At 68.5% G+C, this 17,603-nt stretch carries 17 protein-coding genes; all 17 read right to left on the bottom strand.

Going from position 1 to position 17,603, the window contains the following annotated elements; all coding sequences use genetic code 11:
- Nucleotides 1-151: 151 nt before the first annotated feature.
- The gene (gene accC, locus OV427_RS33500; RefSeq protein ID WP_267860281.1) at nucleotides 152-1,537 is read right to left on the bottom strand and encodes an acetyl-CoA carboxylase biotin carboxylase subunit; all 1,386 of its coding nucleotides are present in this window, start codon (nucleotides 1,535-1,537) and stop codon (nucleotides 152-154) included.
- A gap of 77 nt (nucleotides 1,538-1,614) precedes the next feature.
- Nucleotides 1,615-2,199 (bottom strand): acetyl-CoA carboxylase biotin carboxyl carrier protein, encoded by a 585-nt coding sequence (accB, locus tag OV427_RS33495; RefSeq protein WP_267860280.1) that lies wholly within the window; start codon nucleotides 2,197-2,199, stop codon nucleotides 1,615-1,617.
- Nucleotides 2,200-2,231: 32 nt separating this feature from the next.
- Nucleotides 2,232-2,810, bottom strand: coding sequence for an elongation factor P (gene efp, locus OV427_RS33490; protein ID WP_163995357.1), 579 nt, complete (start codon nucleotides 2,808-2,810; stop codon nucleotides 2,232-2,234).
- Nucleotides 2,811-2,946: 136 nt separating this feature from the next.
- Complete coding sequence (locus tag OV427_RS33485) at nucleotides 2,947-3,309, bottom strand: roadblock/LC7 domain-containing protein (protein ID WP_163995358.1); 363 nt, start codon at nucleotides 3,307-3,309, stop codon at nucleotides 2,947-2,949.
- 48 nt (nucleotides 3,310-3,357) lie between these two features.
- Entirely contained in the window at nucleotides 3,358-4,041 is a 684-nt protein-coding gene (locus tag OV427_RS33480; RefSeq protein ID WP_267860279.1) for a hypothetical protein, read from the bottom strand.
- A gap of 36 nt (nucleotides 4,042-4,077) precedes the next feature.
- On the bottom strand, nucleotides 4,078-6,891 hold the full coding sequence (gene pilQ / locus OV427_RS33475) for a type IV pilus secretin PilQ (protein WP_267860278.1): 2,814 nt from the start codon (nucleotides 6,889-6,891) through the stop codon (nucleotides 4,078-4,080).
- A 57-nt stretch (nucleotides 6,892-6,948) separates the two neighbouring features.
- Complete coding sequence (locus tag OV427_RS33470; RefSeq protein ID WP_267860277.1) at nucleotides 6,949-7,512, bottom strand: pilus assembly protein PilP; 564 nt, start codon at nucleotides 7,510-7,512, stop codon at nucleotides 6,949-6,951.
- A 43-nt stretch (nucleotides 7,513-7,555) separates the two neighbouring features.
- Nucleotides 7,556-8,155 carry a type 4a pilus biogenesis protein PilO gene (locus tag OV427_RS33465; RefSeq protein WP_267860276.1) on the bottom strand — a complete coding sequence of 200 codons (600 nt, stop codon included), beginning with the start codon at nucleotides 8,153-8,155 and terminating at the stop codon, nucleotides 7,556-7,558.
- 10 nt (nucleotides 8,156-8,165) lie between these two features.
- Nucleotides 8,166-8,849 (bottom strand): PilN domain-containing protein, encoded by a 684-nt coding sequence (locus tag OV427_RS33460; protein WP_267860275.1) that lies wholly within the window; start codon nucleotides 8,847-8,849, stop codon nucleotides 8,166-8,168.
- A 28-nt stretch (nucleotides 8,850-8,877) separates the two neighbouring features.
- A complete protein-coding gene (pilM, locus tag OV427_RS33455; RefSeq protein ID WP_205519632.1) occupies nucleotides 8,878-9,960 on the bottom strand; it encodes a type IV pilus assembly protein PilM in 1,083 nt (360 codons plus the stop codon).
- Between the two features lie 218 nt (nucleotides 9,961-10,178).
- A complete protein-coding gene (locus OV427_RS33450) occupies nucleotides 10,179-11,618 on the bottom strand; it encodes a sigma-54-dependent transcriptional regulator (RefSeq protein WP_267860274.1) in 1,440 nt (479 codons plus the stop codon).
- A 75-nt stretch (nucleotides 11,619-11,693) separates the two neighbouring features.
- Complete coding sequence (locus OV427_RS33445; protein WP_267860273.1) at nucleotides 11,694-12,815, bottom strand: sensor histidine kinase; 1,122 nt, start codon at nucleotides 12,813-12,815, stop codon at nucleotides 11,694-11,696.
- Complete coding sequence (locus OV427_RS33440) at nucleotides 12,812-13,846, bottom strand: prepilin peptidase (protein WP_267860272.1); 1,035 nt, start codon at nucleotides 13,844-13,846, stop codon at nucleotides 12,812-12,814. Before OV427_RS33440 ends, OV427_RS33445 begins: the two co-directional genes overlap by 4 nt.
- 26 nt (nucleotides 13,847-13,872) lie before the next feature.
- Nucleotides 13,873-14,640 carry an ABC transporter permease gene (locus tag OV427_RS33435; RefSeq protein ID WP_267860271.1) on the bottom strand — a complete coding sequence of 256 codons (768 nt, stop codon included), beginning with the start codon at nucleotides 14,638-14,640 and terminating at the stop codon, nucleotides 13,873-13,875.
- On the bottom strand, nucleotides 14,640-15,647 hold the full coding sequence (locus tag OV427_RS33430) for an ABC transporter ATP-binding protein (RefSeq protein WP_267860270.1): 1,008 nt from the start codon (nucleotides 15,645-15,647) through the stop codon (nucleotides 14,640-14,642). Before OV427_RS33430 ends, OV427_RS33435 begins: the two co-directional genes overlap by 1 nt.
- Nucleotides 15,644-16,561 carry an ABC transporter gene (locus OV427_RS33425; RefSeq protein WP_267860269.1) on the bottom strand — a complete coding sequence of 306 codons (918 nt, stop codon included), beginning with the start codon at nucleotides 16,559-16,561 and terminating at the stop codon, nucleotides 15,644-15,646. Before OV427_RS33425 ends, OV427_RS33430 begins: the two co-directional genes overlap by 4 nt.
- An 84-nt stretch (nucleotides 16,562-16,645) precedes the next feature.
- Nucleotides 16,646-17,287 (bottom strand): type IV pilin protein PilA, encoded by a 642-nt coding sequence (gene pilA, locus OV427_RS33420; protein WP_267860268.1) that lies wholly within the window; start codon nucleotides 17,285-17,287, stop codon nucleotides 16,646-16,648.
- Between the last annotated feature and the right edge of the window lie 316 nt (nucleotides 17,288-17,603).

Here is a 17,603-nt window from a genome sequence, read left to right as displayed (position 1 = left end):
TTCGCGGGTTTCCATCCTCAGTGATGGGGAGTGTCGGAGGCTAACGGAAAGCTCCGACGCGGGTCAAGAAACAGCCCGGCTCCCCCCGGTGCCAGATCACCTGCTCGCGCGGCCCCCCGACAGGCAGGAAGCCGTGGTAGGTGGACGTGCGCTACGGCGTCTCTTCAACGGCCTTCTTCAGCCGGCGCGTGCCCGTCTCGCTCGCCAGGAGGCGCTCCACGAAGCGGGTGTCGTACTGGCCTTCCTGGAAGGACTCTTCCGCCAGTGCGGCCCGGTGGAACGGGATGTTGGTGCGGATGCCCTCCACCACGTACTCACCCAGCGCGCGCTGCATGCGGCGGATGGCCGTCTCGCGGTCCTCGGCGTGGACGATGAGCTTGGCCAGCAGGCTGTCGTAGTACGGCAGCACCGTGTAGTTCTCGTAGGCCGCCGAATCCACCCGCACGCCGTAGCCACCCGGAACGCTGTAGCCGGTGATCTTCCCCGGCCATGGGGCGAACGTAATCGGGTCCTCGGCGTTCACGCGGCACTCGATGGCGTGCCCGCGAATCTGGATGTCCTCCTGCTTGAAGCGCAGGGGGTGGCCGTAGGCCATGCGGATCTGCTCACGGACCAGGTCGATGCCCGTGACGAGCTCCGTCACCGGGTGCTCCACCTGGATGCGCGTGTTCATCTCCATGAAGTAGAAGTCGCCGCGCTCGTCCAGGAGGTACTCGATGGTGCCCACGTTGTTGTAGGCGAGCTTCTTCATCGCCTGCACGGACACCTCGCCCATCTTCCGCCGCAGCTCCGGCGTGAGCGCGGGCGACGGGCTCTCCTCGATGAGCTTCTGGTGCCGGCGCTGCACCGAGCACTCACGCTCATTCAGGTGGATGATGTTGCCGTGCTCGTCCGCCACAATCTGGATTTCGATGTGGCGCGGCTTCTCCACGTACCGCTCGATGTAGAGGTCGCCGTTGGCGAAGGACGCCACGGCCTCCGCCTGCGCGGTGGAGAATGCCTGGGCCAGCGCGCCCGGCTCGCGGACGATCTTCATCCCCTTGCCGCCACCACCGGCGGCCGCCTTGAGGATGACGGGGAAGCCAATCTCCCGGGCAAAGGCCTCCGCCTCACGCGGGTCCTTCACCGTGCTGGGGCTGCCGGGCAAGAGCGGCAGGCCCGCCTCGCGCGCCGCCGCGCGGGCACGGACCTTGTTGCCCATCAGCCGCAGCATCTCCGGCCGCGGGCCGATGAAGCGAATCTTGCAGTTCTCGCACACCTCCGCGAACTCGGCATTCTCCGACAGGAAGCCGTAGCCCGGGTGGATGGCGTCCGCGCGCGTGATTTCGGCCGCGGAGAGCAGCTGCGGGATGTTGAGGTAGCTCTCCTTGGACGACGGAGGGCCAATGCACACCGCCTCGTCGGCGAAGCGCACGTGCAGCGCGTTGGCGTCCGCCGTGGAGTGCACCGCCACGGTGGCAATGCCCAGCTCGCGGCAGGCGCGGATGACCCGCAGGGCAATCTCCCCGCGGTTGGCGATCAGCACCTTCTTGAACACGTGGGTGTCTCCCCGTCAGGGGCCGGGCCTGGGGAGCGAGCCGCTCGCGCAGGACGCGAGAGCGGCACGCCAGGCGCTCAGGCCGGCTCGATACGGAACAGCGCCTGGCCGAACTCCACCGGGCGGCCGTTCTCCACGAGGATTTCCGCCACGCGGCCGGACACCTCGGACTCGATTTCGTTCATCAGCTTCATCGCTTCGATGATGCAGAGCACCTGGCCCTTCTTCACCACCGAGCCCACGTCGACGAAGGCGGGCTGGTCGGGCGCCGGCGTCCGGTAGAACGTGCCCACGAAGGGGCTCGTCACCTGGTGGCCGGGCTTCTCCGCGGCCGGCGCGGGAGCTGCCGCCGCGGCGGGAGCCGGCGCGGGCGCCGTGGGCCGGGAGGCAGTGGGGGTGGTGTACTCCACGCCCGGCCCCGCGGGAGCCGGAGCCGGCGCCGCGTGGTGGACGATGGTGGTCTCCGGCGCGTGACCGCGGCGGATGAAGAGCTTCTCCTCGCCGCGCTTCCACACCAGCCTCGTCACGTCCGAGGCCTCGAGGATTTCGACGATCTGCCGCAGGGCATCCACGTCCAGGGACGTGTTGCCTGAATCGCGCGCGCCACCGACCGGCGCGCTCGCGGGCGCGTCCGCCCGGGTCGACTTGCGCTTCGTTGCCATTCTCGCGTTCCCCTCCGTCCGAAGTCGCCGTGCTAACCGCCGGTGGCCACGCGCGTCAGGTACTTGCCGTCACGCGTGTCGATCTTGAGCACGTCGCCCTCGTTGATGAAGAGCGGGACGCTGACGGTGTAGCCCGTCTCCAGCTTGGCGGGCTTGAGCGCGCCGGACACCGTGTCACCCCGCACGCCCGGGTCGCACTCGGTGACCTTCAGGTCCACCGAGTTGGGCATGTTCACGGCGATGGCCTTGCCGTTCCAGAAGACCACCCCGACGGTGATGTTCTCCTTCAGGAAGTTCTTGGCATCTCCGAGCACCTTCTCACCGAGGAAGGTCTGCTCGTAGTTGCGCGTGTCCATGAAGTAGAAGTCCTCGCCCTGGACATACAGGAACTGCATGTCCTTCTCCTCGATGTCCGGCACGCCCACCTTGTCGCCGGACTTGAGGGTGGGCTCCAGGACGCGCCCGGAGAGGAGGCTGCGAATCTTGGTGCGCACGAAGGCGGAGCCCTTGCCGGGCTTCACGTGCTGGAAGTACTCGATTACGAACGGCTCACCGTCAATTTCGATCTTCAGACCATTGCGGAACTCGGACGTATCGACAAACCCGGCCATGGGGAGCCACTCCTTCACACTCAAAGCTTCGAAAGCTTGAAAAGTCGGGGGTGTGTAGCCCATGCCCCCCTTCCATGGGAAGGGGAAAGGAGCGACCGGTTCTGTCGTCCGGACGACTGCCTGACAGGGCGCGCGGCTAGAGCTCGGCGCGCACCTTGGGGGCCGTCACACGCAGCACGTAGCGGCCCTTGCCGAAGTTGCCGTCCGCGCGCAGGGCGAGCACCAGGAAGTACTCCGGTGACACCAGCCGCATCACGGTCAGCACCTTCTCGCTGTTGACGCTGACCTCGCTCACCGCGCCCGTCTTCAACACTTCCGCGGCGTGACGGAGCTGGGTGAGGAGGTTGGCGTACTCCACCCAGGCGCCGCCCAGGTCCAGCTCCGCGGCCTCGTCCCGCTGGAAGGTGTCGACGGAGATGCCGTCGAAGCCCATCACGCTGCAGGCGAGGGCTCCATCCACCTGGTTGACCACCGACTCGAGGTGCGTGCGGAAGGACATGGTCTTGGGCTCTTAGGAGGCGGGCGACGGACGGTCAAGCGCGACGACTCAGGGGGCCGCCGGTTGGCACGCGGGCACGACGCCGTTCAGCCCGCGCTGATCGCACGCTTCGGTCGGCGCCTCGAACTTCCCGCCGGTCCCGCAGAGGGAGGTCGCGAGGTCGTCCTCGGGGATGTTGTAGACGGTGATGGGGAAGACGATTTCGTTGGAGTCCAGCTCGTCGCCCGAGGCGCGCTCACCCTTGAGCTGCACGGTGACGAGGACTTCAGCGGACTTACCCGGCACCACGAAGCCCACCAGGTCCAGGAAGGTCTCCGCCGTGAACAGGTTGATCAGCAGGCTGCCCTTGTCGGACAGCGTTCCGTAGATGGGGACGCTGGAGCTCGATTCGGTGAAGCGCAGCCCCTCCGTCGGCGACGAATAGCTCAGCGCCAGCTCGGTGATGTAGATGGTGTTGAGGTCCACGTCGGAGCCCACCGGCTGCTCCCCCACTTGAATGGGGATGCTCTGCAGATTGGAGGTGACGGCCAGCACCAGCGGGTAGCCCCCCACACCCTCGAAGCCCAGATTGACGGTGCCCCGGAGGAGCCCGGGTCCGGTAGTCGTCGTCGAGATGGTGCAATCCTCCGCCTGCGCGGAGGCGCTCCCAATCTGGAGGGAGGGCGTGCTTTCGACACAGGCGCTCATGCCAAGCGCCAGCAGGGCCGAGATGACCGAGTGCTTCATCTTCATAGGGCGAACGCTTTCCTGGAGAGGTCGCACAAGCCCTTAGAGGCTCTGCGCAATGGTCTGCCGGTTGAGGATGCGGGGCGTGATGAAGATGAGCAGCTCCTGCCGGTCATCCCGCTCCGTGTGGTTCTTGAACAGCAGGCCCAGCACCGGGATGCTCGACAGGAACGGCACCCGCGAGGTGGCGGTGCTGCCGCGGCGGACATAGATGCCGCCAATGACGGTGGTGTCACCGTCCTTGACCAGCACCTGCGTGTTCGCCTCCTTGCGCTGGATGGAAGGCTGACCGTTGGCGCCGGTGCTGCCCGGGTCCGGCTGGTTGTTGGAGGCGTTGATGGACATCAGGATGCTGCCGTCCTGGGTGATGTGCGGCGTCACCTCGAGCGACAGGCGGGCCTCCACGAAGGTGGTGTTCACACCCTGGGCGGACGTCTGGCTGAACGGGATGGACACACCCTGGCTGATGCGCGCGGTGTTGTTGTCCAGCGTCGTCACCTTGGGCGCGGAGATGGTCTTCACCGTGCCCTCGTTCTCCGCTGCGGACAGGCGCAGGTTGAGCTGCAGCGCACCGCCCGCGGAGCCGAACACGAAGCCCAGCGCGCCACCGGCACCCTCACCCACCGAGGCCGGCAGGTTGACCGCGAAGTTCGGCGTCGCCGGCAGGCCGTTTCCGCCGATGCCCGGCGAGCCACCGGTGACGGCCACCGAGTTGGGGAAGATGAGGCCGGTGGAGTTGCCGGCCGCCGCGGTCGCGAGCGCCTGGCCACCCCACTGCACGCCCAGCTGACGGCTGAAGGTGGTGTTGGCCTCCACGATGCGGCTCTCGATGAGCACCTGCGGCGTCTGCGTGTCCAGGCTGCGCACCAGCGCGCGGGCCTTCTCCGTGTTCGAGCGGACGTCCTTGACGATGAGCACGTTGGTGCGCGGGTCCACCGTCACCGAGCCGCGCTCGCTGAGCACGTCCTTCACGCGCGAGGCCATGTCGTTGGCAACCGCGTAGTTGACGGGGATGAGGTTCACCAGCAGCTCCTCCAACTGCTGGAGCGACTTCTTGCGCTCCTGGCGCAGCCGGGCCTCCTCCTCCAGCGTCTTCAGCGGGGCGATGCGGATGATGTTGCCGAACTCCTCCTTGCCCAGCTGCTTCGTGCGCAGGATGAGGTCCAGCGCCTGGTCCCAGGGCACATTGCGCAGCCGGATGGTGACCTTGCCGCTCACGTCATCCGCGAGCACCACGTTGCGCTTGGAGATCTCCGCGATGACGCGCAGGAGGTTCTGGATGTCGATGTCCTTGAACTCGAAGGAGACGCGCTTGCCGCGGTAGCGGGCCTGCTGCGGCGCGCCCTCGGCGGCGTAGGCGGGCGCCTCGGCGGTGAAGCCCGCGGTGCGCGGCGCCACGGCCACCTGCTCCGTCTTCACGCCCTGCACGTCCAGGCGCCAGGACAGCGTGCCGCCGTTCTGCGTCACCTTCTCTTCGATGGCGCCGTCCGCGGCCACCACCACGCGCACCCGGCGGCCCTCACCCGGCACGCTGAAGGCGCTGACCATCTTCACCGGCGTCTCCAGCGCGCTGGTGTCCAGGCTGCGCTCGAGCTTCTTCGGCAGGCGCGCGTTGTCCAGCGTCAGCACCGCGCTGCGCGGGTCCGGCCGGTCCACCTTCCACGCCGCCGTGCCGGACAGCTTCATCACCACGCGGCCACCCGCGCCGCTCTCCTCGAAGGAGAGGTCCTTCACCTCGACCGCCGCCGTCGTGGCGGGCGCCGCCGTCGGCTCGGGGGTGGAGCGCAGGGGCTCCACCTCGGTCACCGAGGCCATCACCTCCGTGGGCTCCGGCGTGGGCGCCGCCTTGCGCGCCACCGCACCGCCCAGCACCACCTCGAGGCCCCGGGAGGCCCGGTCCACGCGGTAGGCCGGCATGGCGCCGCGCACGTCCAGCACCAGGCGCACCTTGTCCGAGTGCGCACCCACGCGCACGTCCTTCAGGGCGCCGCCGCTCACGCGGGGGGCACGGGCCGCGAGGCCCACACCGTACAGGTCCACCGCGAGCCGCGCCGGATCCGCCAGCTCCAGCACCTCGTAGCGGGCGATGTCGCCGTCCGCGCGGATGCGCAGGGTGTCGTCGGCGAAGGTCAGGCCGGTGATGCGCTGCGCCGGGTGGGCGACCTCGCGCTCATCGGCCTCGGCCGCCACCACGTTCTCCGGCAGGGCCTGCTTCGCGGCGGGCGCCTCGGGCTTCACGGCCTCGGCCACCACGGCGGCCGGCGCCTGGGCGGCGGGCTCGGGGGGCTTCACGACGGCGGGAGCCGCCATGGCCACGGCCACCGGGGCCTTGACGGCGACGGCCTCGGGCTCGGCGCGCTTCGCCTGAGTGGGCGCGGCCGCGACGGCCACGGGTGCCTTGACGGCCTCGGGCCCGGCGCGCTTCGCCTCGGCGGGAGCCGGCTGGGCGACACCGTCCACGGAGATGACGATGCGGTTGCCGTCGGCGCGGACGTCGTACTGGGACGCCTTGTCCAGCGCCAGCAGCACCCGGCCGACGCTCGCGCGCTCGTCCGAGAACTGCGACGCCACCACGCCCGCCACCGGGCCGGAGCCCTCGTGGTGGCCCTTGATGCCCGTGGCGTCAGCCGACGAGAGGTCCACCACCAACCGCTCCGGTCCGCTCAGGCGGAACACGGTGAAGGTCGGCGGACGGGTGCCGGTGACCACGACCTGGGCCCCGGAACCCGTGCGCGACACATCCAGGTCGCGCAGCGTATTGAGCTCGGCGCCCTGTACCCTGGCGCCCACAAGAATGACGGCCCACGCGGCCGCCAACATCCACTTGCCCCTCGTCACAGCGCTCTTCTCGAGCATGCGTCCCCTCAACAAGTTGGAAGCGGGCGACCGCCCGCGGGAGCGCCTTTGGGGGCGCTACTCCCCGTAGTTCTTGCCCGTCATCATGTTGTAGGCGGGGTCCTGCTTATCGTCGGGCTTGAGCTGCAGCGTCACCGGATTCTTGATGATTTCGCCATTGCCCGAGAACACCTCGGTCACCGTCACCGAGTCACGGAGGATCTGCGTCACCTTCCCGCCCTGGCGCCCCACGCGGGTGTTGCGCCGCACGATGTGGCCGCGACCCACCGGGTCCTCGACCATGGCGATGGGGTTGGCGTCACCCGTCACGACCGCCACCAGCTTGAGCTGGTCCAGGTCGAAGGCGCACAGTGGCTCGTTGCACGAGGTCACCGGGCTGGGCGTGATGGGCCCGATTTCATCCACCGGGCTGCGGAACGGGTCTCGCTTGCCCACCGGGTTGTACGTGTACACGTACGGGACCGCCGCGGGCTCCGCCACCGCGACGGGTGCCGCCTTGGCCGGAGCAGCAGCCGCGGCAGCGGGACTGGCCGCTGCCGGAGCCGGCGGCGGCGCGTCGTCGCATGCCGCCAGCGAAAGCGCCAGCGCCGCGGTGGTCATGGTGGCCTTGAACGTCTTCATCCTCAATCCCCTTGTCGCCCTACTTTCCGGGCGGATCAAGTTTCTAGTTCTTCTGAGACCCGTTCTTGGGCTGCTCGACGAAGCGGAACGTCGTGGCCAGGAAGCTGCTCTGGAGGACGACCTTCTCGTTCTTGAGCGCCGGCGAATCGAGCTTGATGTTGTTGACGTTGACGATGCGGCGCATGTTCGCCATCTCCTGAAGGAAGAGGGCGATCTCGTGGTAGTTGCCGCTGACCGTCATCTTCAGGGGGATGCGGGCGAAGAACTCACCACTGCCCACGAACTCCTTGTCCGGCGTCACGCTGGAGATCTCCAGCCCGCTCTTCTTGCCGATGTCGTTGATCTGCGCGAGCAGCTCCTCGATGTCCTTCTTCTCGGGCAGCTCCGTCAGGGCCTCGGCGAGCTTCTGCTCCAGCACGTCCATCTCGCGCCGGCGGTCGTTGAGGTTCTGGGCAATCTCGCTCTTCTCCGCCAGCTCCAGGTCCAGCGTGCGGCGCTGGGAGATTTCAATCTTGATGGCGTCCTCGGTGGGCGAGACGGCCATGAAGAAGTTGGCGACGGTCATCAGAATCACTGCGACAGCCAGGCCGCCGAACTTGGTGGCAGGGGGCGCCTTGGCGAATTGATCCAGGTACTTGTCCATGGCGTAGGCCTCAGATGGCGTAGTTGGCCTGCAGCGTGATCTTGAAGTCGACCAGGGCGGGCGCGCCGGGCTGGGTCTGCGCCGCCTTGGCCTGGACCGCGCTGGTCAGGTCGATGTTCTTGAAGAAGGGAGTGACCTGGGTCGCCGGGAACTCCTCGATGGTGGCTTCGGCCGTGAGCAGCTCGACGCGCGCCGTCTTGCTGTCGCGGCGCTGGTCGACGAGGCGGCCCATGCCCTTCGGGGTCCACACCACGCCATTGAGGCCGCGCATGAACTCGGCGACCTCGTCGTGGCTCACCGCGGCGCCGTCGATGGCGACCGAGTTGTTGGATTCGTTGAAGGTCCTCAGCCAGACCTTCTTCGGGGTGGCGGACGCGAGCGCGTCCAGCATGCGCACCGGCCCGTTGCGCCCCTTGCGCAGCGAGTCCAGCACGGCCAGCTTCTTCTCCACCTCGGCCTTGCGGGCGTTGATGTTCTTCACCTCGCCAATGACCTTCTCCAGCTCGGCGATCTTCGCGCGCGTCTGGGCGATGCCCTGGCGGTGGCGCGTGAGCTCGTCGTCGCGGTCCGCGTACCAGAAGTAATTGCCAACGCCCGCGCCGACCAGCACGAGGGCGAAGAGGACCAGCACCTGCCGGCCCATCTCCCGCTTCTTCACCGCCCGGACGGGCAGCAGGTTGATGCGAATCATCATGTGCGTCGTCTCCTAAGGGGTGGACCGGTCAGGCAATCTTGTCGCCCGGGCGCCTCAGCGCCAATCCCACGGCCACCGCCGCCATGGGCGCCACGTCCATGATGAACGCGGGGTCGAACTTGCGGTTGTCCACTTCAATCTTGCGGAAGGGATTGAGGATCTCCACCGGCACGCCAGTGCGCGCTTCGATGGTCTTGAACAGCGCGGGAATCTTCGCCGTCCCGCCCGACAGGTACACCTTGCTGAAATTCGAGTCGGCGGCGGTGCCCGCGTAGAAGTCCAGCGAGCGCTGGATTTCACCCGCCACCTGCTCGGCGACGCTGGAGAGCACGCGCTCGACTTCCTGGGGCACCACGGCGTCCGCGTCCGAGCTGTTGCCGCCAATCTTCAGCGCTTCCGCCTCCTCGTAGGAGACGTTGAGCTGCTTCTGGATTTCTTCGGTGAACTGGTTGCCACCGATGGTGACGTCGCGGGTGAACACCGTCACGCCGTTGGCGATGATGTTGATGTTCACCACCGAGGCGCCCGCGTTGATGAGCACCACGGTCTCCTTCTCCGGGAGGTCGTAGTTGACGGAGAACATGTTCTGGACGGCGAAGGCGTCCACGTCCACCACCACCGGCGCGAGGCCCGCCTCGGAGACCACGGTGGTGTAGTCGTTGATCATGTCCTTCTTGGCGGCCACCAGCAGCACGTCCATCTGCCCGGTGGCGTCGTTGCCGCCGCCGTCGAGGATCTGCGTGTCGATGTTCACGTCCTTCACATCGAACGGGATGTACTGCTCCGCCTCCCACTGGATGCTCTCCTCGAGCTCGTCCTGGGACATGCGGGGCATTTGAATCTTCTTGATGATGACCGAGTGGCCGGACACGCCGATGGCGACGTCCTTGCCCTTCACCTTCAGCTCGGACATCAGTTCCTGCACGGCCTGGACGATGGCCGTGGAGTTCATCAGTGCCCCGTCGACGATGGCCTCCGGCGGCAGCGGCTTCATCCCGAAGCTCTGCAACGCGAAGACGACCTCGCCGCGCTTGCGCTGCTCCTTGAGGAGAATCATCTTGATGGACGTCGAACCGATGTCCAGGCCGAGTGCCAGTTTGCCCTTCGCCATGCTTGACTCCGTCGAGAGGCGGTCAGCGTAACACTGGCCGTCAACCCCTCCTAAAAAGTGCCTGGAGCCCGCCTGCCCTCCGGACGGACGGAAGCCGCGCACCAGTCCTGCGTCGGGCCCCTCAACACCGTCGCGAAGGCCCGATTTTCCGGCCCCGGGCGTGTTCCGTCAAATGCAGGCAGGCAGGCGGTGTCCGGGGCGCGGCCGCGCCAGGCCCGTCAGCCCCGCTCCGCCTCGGCATCCGGGTCGATGCCGTACTCCTTGATTTTGTACAGCAGCGCGCGGTGGCTGATGTCCAGCAGCTCCGAGGCCCGGGTGCGGTTGCCCTTCGTCTTGCGCAGGGCCGCCCGGATGTAGGACTCCTCCAGGTCCCGGATGGCGCGCTTGAGCGACAGGTCCGTACCTGCCTGTAGCGCGGCGCCCGCCGGCGCACCCGCGGGCCCCGACGCCACTCCCGTGGGTCCGGGTGGGGGCGCGGCCCACAGCTTGTCGGGCAGATTGGACGGAAGGATGAGGGGTGTGTCCGCCAGCAACACGGCGCGCTCCATGGCGTTCTCCAGCTCGCGCACGTTGCCGGGCCAGGCGTATGCGGCCAGGAGGGCCTCGGCCTCCGGGGAGAGCCCCTCGACGGGCGGCTCGCGGTTCAGCTCGCGGTTGAAGCGGGAGATGAACGCGCGCGCCAGCAGCGGCACGTCCTCGCGGCGCTCGCGCAAGGGCGGCATCCGGAGATTCACGACGTTGAGGCGGTAGTAGAGGTCCTCGCGGAACTCGCCCTTCTCCACCTGCTTGCCCAGGTCCCTCAGCGTGGCGGCCACCACGCGCACGTCCACCTTCTCCACCCGGCTCTCCCCCACCGGACGGATTTCCCCCTCCTGGAGCACGCGCAGCAGCTTCACCTGGGCGGACAGCGGCAGCTCGCCCACCTCGTCCAGGAAGAGGGTGCCGCCGTCGGCCTCGGCGAAGAGGCCACGCTTCGCGGAGCGCGCGTCGGTGAAGGCGCCCTTGGCGTGGCCGAACAGCTCGCTCTCGATGAGGCCGGAGGCGATGGCGCCGCAGTTGACGGCGACGAAGGCCATGGCGGCGCGGCGGCTGCGCGAGTGCAGCTCGCGGGCGATGAGCTCCTTGCCGGTGCCGCTCTCCCCGCTGATGAGCACCGTGGTGTCCACCGGGGCCAGGCGCGCCACCTGCCGGAGCACCGCATGCAGCGCGGCGCTCCCTCCGAGGATGTGGCCGTCCGGCGCGGAAGGGAGGCTGGCCTCCTTCAGACGGCGGTTCTCCCGCACCAGCCGCTCGCGCTCCTCCGCCTTGCGGAGGACGAAGACGATTTCCTCCGGCTTGAAGGGCTTCTGGACGTAGTCGAACGCGCCGGCGGAGACGGCCTCCAGCGCCTGCTCCTGCGAGCCGTAGGCGCTCATCACCACGGCGGTGAGGCCCGGATGCAGGGCGAGCGCCTCGCGCAGCACGGTGAGGCCGTCCTTCTTCGGCATCCGCACGTCGCACAGCAACACGTCGTAGTCGCGCGCGGCCAGCTCGCGCAGGGCCTCGTCGCCGTCCGCCACCGCGCGCACGTCATAGCCGCGGTCGGTGAGCACCAGCGTGAGGATGTGGCGGATGGAGGGCTCGTCGTCGGCGACGAGGATGGTGCGGAACAAGGACATGGCCGTCTCCGGAACATCATCCCCCAGCGCGCCAGGGGCCGATAGCTCCTGGCCGGTAGGGGGGCCCTTTTCTCCTCACGGGGCGGGCAGGGACACGGTGAAGCGGGCGCCGCCTCCCGCGGCATTCTCCGCCAGCAGCCGCCCGCCCATCACCTGCGCGAGGCGCAGCGATACCGCAAGTCCCAGCCCGGTGCCCTCCCGGCCCTTGGTGGTGAAGAAGGGCTCGAACAGGTGGGGCATGACGTCCTCGGGGATGCCCGGCCCCGTGTCCTCCACCACCAGCCGCGCCTCGTCCCCCTCGCGGTGCGTGCGCACGCGCACCCTCCCCTGCCCTCCCATGGCCTGCGCGGCGTTGAGCAGCAGGTTGATGATGATCTGGGACAGCGGCCCCGGGTCCGCCCGGGCGAGCAGCCCCGGCTCCAGCCCCAGCTCCACGTGCACGCCGACCAGCTCCGGCGCGGCGCGCACCAGCCTCACGCACGTCTCCACCACCGGGCCCAGCTCCACCGGCCCCATCGAAGCCGCCCCGGGACGTCCCAGGTCCAGCAGCCCGCGGATGATGCGGTCGATGCGCTGCACCTCGTGGTCGATGCGCTCCAGGAAGTCCTTCAGCTCCGGCGTGGTGGCCTTCATCCGGGCCAGCGCCACGTAGCCCAGGATGCCCGACAGCGGGTTGCCCACCTCGTGCGCCACGCCCGCGGCCAGCCGGCCCACCGTGGCCAGCCGCTCCGAGGACACCAGCTCCGTCTGCACGCGCGCCAGCCGGGCATTGGCCTCGCGCAGGGAGGCCATCTGCGAGCGCGTGAGGGACTGCTCCGTGCGCAGCGCCTCCGCCATGCGCTGCAACGCCCGCTGGATGCGCGACATCAGCGGGCCGCCCTGGGTGGGCACCAGGTGCGGGTCCAGCTCCAGCCGGCCGAACTGCTCCACCACCGCCTCCGTGCTGCGCAGCGGGCGGCCCACCGTCAGGTCCAGCACCACGTACGCCAGCACCGTGAGCACCACCAGGTCCAGCCCGAGCGCCAGCGGCAGGAGGGCCTTCACCCGCCCCAGCGCCTCCGCATCCGCGCTGCCGTGCGGCGCCAGCCGGCGCACCGCGTCCATCAACCGGATCAGGAGCGGCTGCACGGACAGCCAGGTGAGCCCCGTGGACAGCGAGCCCAGCAGGAAGGCCACACTGGCGATGCGCCACTTCATCCGCCGCCCAGCATCATCGCGATGTCCGGGGGCAGCACCCGCGCCAGCCAGGGGCCCAGCAGCAGCAATTCCAGCCCCGCCAGCGCCAGCCACGGGCCGAAGGGAATGCTGGTGCGGTCCGGCACCCAGTCCTCCTCCTGTCCCTCCTCGTCCAGCGGCGCGTCGGGAATGGGCTGGAACAGCAGGCAGAACGGCACCAGCAGCAGCCGCTTCCACAGGGGAAGTCCGGACCGGGTGAAGTCCCAGGTCATCGTGAGCGGGGGCCCGTCTGCGGACGCCTCATCCGCGGACGGCGCGTCACCAGGGGACTTGGTGGCCGGCGTCTCCTCCCCGCGCGGCCCGGCCCGGCCCGTCAGGGCCAGCATCAGGATGCCCACCACCGCGCCCTGCATCGAGGCGAAGAGGAGGATGCCGAGCAGCGCGCGCCAGGACAGGAACGCGCCCAGCATGGCGACGAGGTACTTGTCCCCCGCGCCGAGCGCCTCCTTCTTGAAGACCTTCCAGCCCACGTACTCCATCAGCCGGAAGGCCAGGAAGCCCGCCGCCGCGCCAATCACCGCGTCCCAGAAGGCCCCCATGCCCCCTGGCACCGCGAGCGCCACGCCCGCGAGGGTGCCCGACACCGTCATGGACAGCGGGAGAATCCAGTGGTCCAGGTCGATGAAGGTGAGCGGCACCAGCAGCGTGACGAGCACCAGCGCGGGGACCAGCTCATACGTCCAGCCGAAGCGGCGCAGGCACGCGAAGTAGAGCAGCCCCGTGAGCAGCTCCACCAGCGGGTAGCGCGCGGAGATGGGGGTGGCGCACCCGCGGCAGCGCGCCCTCAAGGCCAGCCAGGACACCAGCGGGATGTTTTCGTACCAGGCGAGGACGTGGCCACACTTCGGGCAGCGCGAGCCCGGCCGGACGATGCTCAGGCCCTCCGGGACTCGCGCGATGACGACGTTGAGGAAGCTGCCGATGCACAGCCCGAGAACCAGGAGGAAGAGGGTGAAGATGGGCTCAATCCAGCCTGATGGGAGGGTCGGCATCGCGTGGCCGCGATTCTACAGCGCGCTCAGCGGAAGTCGCGCCGCTCGAACACGAGCGTGGCCAGCACGCAGAACAGCGCGCCCCAGCCCAGCGCATAGAGCGTGGCCGTGGCGAGCTCGGACGCCACCACCGGAATCACGTACGTGGCGCGCGGCCGGAAGTTCAACCGCTCCAGGTTGGGCAGGGCGTAGTAGGTCGCCTTGCAGATCCACGCGACGAACTCGCTCTTGGACCTCGTGCCCAGGTTGTAGATGTCCGCGCTCAGGTGGCCCGCGAAGTACAGGCCCGTCGACACCAGCGCGGACACCAGCTGGCTGGCGAAGGTGGACAGCAGGAAGCCGGCACTGGTGAGCACGAACAGCTCCAGGTACAGCCCCCACAACGCGGCCAGCTGCGGCTGGGTGATGGGCGCCATGTTCAGCACGAGCTGCAGCCAGAACAGCAGCGTCATGGCCACCAGCAGCACGCCCAGGGTGAGCATGTTGCCCGCCAGCCGCGCCAGCAGGAAGCGACTGCGGGACATGGGCTTGGACACCATCAGGAAGATGGTGCGCCGCTCGATTTCGCGGCTGAGCAGCCCCGACGACAGGTAGATGGAGAGGAAGACGAGCAGCAGGCTCATCACCCCCAGGCCGAAGTCCGTCACCACGCGGTCGAACGTGCTGACGGTGACCTCGGTCACCAACGTGGTGGCGAACAGCAGCACCAGCGCGAAGGCGCCCACGAGCACCGTCACCCGGTTGCGCCGCGCCTCGCGGAAGCCGTTCCACGCCATGGCGGTAAAAGCACCCATCACTGAATCTCCCCACCCACGGTCTGTCCACCCGCCTGCTTCATCGCTTCCAGGAAGAGGTCCTCCAGTGAGAAACGCGCGGGCTGCACCCGGTTGATGCGTCCGCCCCGGTTGATGATGGCCTGGAGCAGGGGGTGCGCATCCGCGTCCGGCACCCGCAGCATCACCCGGCCGTCCAGTTGCTGGGCCTGCTCATACACGAAGCCCAGCGCCTGGAGCTGCTCCAGCGCCAGTCCCTGCACCACCATCTCCACCGAGGGCGCCCGTGCCGAGACGAGCTCCTGCACGCTGCCCTCCTGCACCCGCCGCCCTCCCACCAGCACCGCCACCCGGTCGCACAGGGCCTCCACGTCCGAGATGATGTGCGTGCAGAAGAGGATGGTCGTCCCCTTCTCGCGCTCGGCGAGGATGATGTCGCGCATCTGCCGGCGGCCCAGCGGGTCCAGGCCGGAGGTGGGCTCGTCCAGCACCAGCAGGCGGGGCCCGCTGATGAGGGCCTGGGCCAGCGCCGTGCGCTGCACCATGCCCTTGGAGTAGCGGCGGATCTGCAGGTCCGACGCGCGCCCCATGCCCACCTCGCCCAGCACGCGCTCCACGCGCTGGTCCAGGTCATGCCCGCTCAAGCCGAAGATGCGCCCCGCCAGCGTCACGAACTCGCGCCCGGTGAGGTACTCGTAGAGCGAGGGGTTCTCCGGCAGGAAGCCCACCTGCCGCCGCACGTGCGGGCGGTCCGGGGACTCACCGAAGAGCAGCGCCTGCCCCTGGGACGCGCGCACCAGGCCCATGAGGAGCTTGATGGTGGTGGACTTGCCCGCCCCGTTGGGACCGAGCAACCCATAGACCTGCCCCGGCATGATGTCCAGGTCCAGGCCCTGCAGTGCCTTCACCTGCTTGTTGAGGAAGAAGCCCACCCGGTACGTCTTGGACAGGCCGCGGATGCGCACCGGCGCGCTGCCCTCGGACACGAGGGGCTCCGCCGGAGCCGTCATCATCGAAGCCGCCGTCATCGCGCATCCTCCGACTCGCCGAACACGATGCCACCGGCGGCAAGGTCTTCCTGCAGTTCCTTCTTCTTGGTGTCGTCGTACATCTCCAACCTGTACAGGCCCGACGTGGAGCGCGCGCGCCCCCGCCGGTCGATGAAGAACTGGCCCTCCAGCGGGTCTTCGGGTGGGGCCTTCAGATAGCCGGTGCGCACCAACTCCGGCACGGTGCGCGGGCGCTGGCCGCGGTCCTTCTCGAAGGACTCGATGGCCCGGTCAATCTCCGTGAGCACCCGCTCACGGAGGATTTCCTTGATGCGGTGCTCATAGAAGGCCCGCGACTCCTCGTCCTCGGCGCTGTCGCGCAGCATCTCCGCCATGTGCAGGCCGGAGTCGAAGCTGCCGGCCTGGGCGTACAGGCGCGTGGCGAGATGGGCCACATAGGGGGGCGTGTCCGGGAACTTCGAGAGTTTCGTGAGCAGGTCCGCCGCGCCCTTGTAGTCCCGTTCGTACGTCATCTTGTTGTACGCGAGCTGGAACAGGAAACGGCGGTCGTCCGGGAACACGGACAACCCCTTGCTGAGCAGCCGGGAGGACAAATCCGTGTTCACCCACTGCTCGCGCCCCAGGTTGAAGGGCGTGGCGACGCCTCCCCACTCGTAGACGTAGCGGAACTTCGGGTCGAGGTCGGTCGCCAGGTCCGCGTAGAAGAAGATGTCGCGGTACTCGGTGTCCGTATTGGCGCGGCCCATCTGCTGGATGGCCTGCAGCCAATAGAAGTCCGCCAGCAGCGGCTTCTGCGCGGCCCCCAGCACCTCGAGCATCTCCCTCCGAGGCAGGATGGGGCCGTCCTTCGTTCTCAAGGGCTTGGCCGGCTTGTCCGCCATGAGGGCGACAGAACAGACAGCCAGGCACAGCACGACAATCCGCATGAGCATCCTGGAACTCTGAAAAGGCGAAGGGCCGCCCCCCGGAAGGAGAGCGGCCCGAAGAACAGTGGTCGGGCCACCGTTCATTCCATATCAGTCGCAGGCGACGTCGTTGCGCGTGTTGTACGGGGTGCCGGAGGAGACGTTGCCCTCTTCGGAGCAGCCCGTCACCTGGCCGTGACCCTCGAAGCCGGCGATGACCCAGTCATCGAACGTGGCCTCGTTGTCCGCGTTGCCCTGGGCACCCGCGAAGAAGTTGCAGTTGGGGCAGGTCGCCACGTCCGGCTGCACGCCGAAGGCCGTGGTGCGGCCCGTGGTGTCCGGGATGTAGTTGGCCACGGAGGGGGCCGGAACCGCGGTGGCGCCCTTGAAGCGGAACACGTCGAAGGAGATGCTCGACACGCCCTGGCCAGCGGGGTTGTTGATGGTGGCGGTGGCGCGATCCTCGTTCGCACCGCCCGTGCCGACGATGTAGCCGTAGCGGTTGCCGCGCTCGGGCGCGAAGCCGAGCTCGTTGGCGAACATCGAGTAGCGGTCCTTCTCGGAGAAGAACGACTTCTGCGCGGTGTACAGGGCCTTGAGGTTGGTCTTCGCCTCGGACTGCTTGGAGCGCGCCTGGAACTTGAGGAAGTTCGGGATGGCGATGGCGGCCAGGATGCCGATGATGGCGACCACGATCATGAGCTCGATGAGCGTGAAGCCACGGTTGCGGGGGTTGAAGCGGGAGACGCGCATTGGGGGTCCTCGGGGAGGTTTTGGCAAGGGCACTGCGCCCGCCGCGGACAATAGCACTCGCCATGCCAGTAGGATCAACATGCCCAAGTGGCTGATTTCCGTGGAACGAGAGCCGGGGCTCACGAATCGGGAATGCAGGGCTGACAAAATTGGTCAGCGTGACTGACGAGAACTGTCGCTCGCCACGTGAGGGGCGGTCGTCCCCGGTGACGTCTCCTCGAGCTGCGGCAGCAAGCGCCCGGGGCCGTGCGGGTGCTTCACGCCTGCTGGTGGTGCGGGCCGACAGGCGGCCCGGGCCTGTCACGGGACGCATCGG

Origin of the sequence: Pyxidicoccus sp. MSG2, from assembly GCF_026626705.1 — a bacterium.
Lineage (GTDB): Bacteria > Myxococcota > Myxococcia > Myxococcales > Myxococcaceae > Myxococcus.
This window is presented reverse-complemented; position numbering and strand designations above follow the sequence as displayed.